This window comes from Thauera phenylacetica B4P (assembly GCF_000310225.1).
In the GTDB taxonomy this organism is placed as follows: Bacteria; Pseudomonadota; Gammaproteobacteria; order Burkholderiales; family Rhodocyclaceae; genus Thauera; species Thauera phenylacetica.
Map to the genome: position 1 here is coordinate 1 of NZ_AMXF01000658.1, position 248 is coordinate 248.

A 248-nucleotide genomic window follows, 5' to 3' on the forward strand; every position below is an offset into this window, starting at 1 on the left:
TCTTTAAAAACTTGGACAACCGATAAGTGTGGGTGCTTGGTTGTTGCGGTCGGCGACTTCGGTCGCGGAAGTATCGCAATGATTGGTGCTCATGCTGATGAAAGTCAGTTATTTGAGTACTTTGCTGGATTGAACTTAAGAGTTTGATCCTGGCTCAGATTGAACGCTGGCGGCATGCTTTACACATGCAAGTCGAACGGCAGCGGGGGCTTCGGCCTGCCGGCGAGTGGCGAACGGGTGAGTAATGC

1 rRNA gene is annotated in these 248 nt (G+C 51.6%); it reads left to right on the plus strand.

The window, feature by feature from the left end:
- Nucleotides 1–131: 131 nt before the first annotated feature.
- A 16S ribosomal RNA gene (locus C667_RS24160) occupies nucleotides 132–248 on the plus strand; the annotation flags it as partial.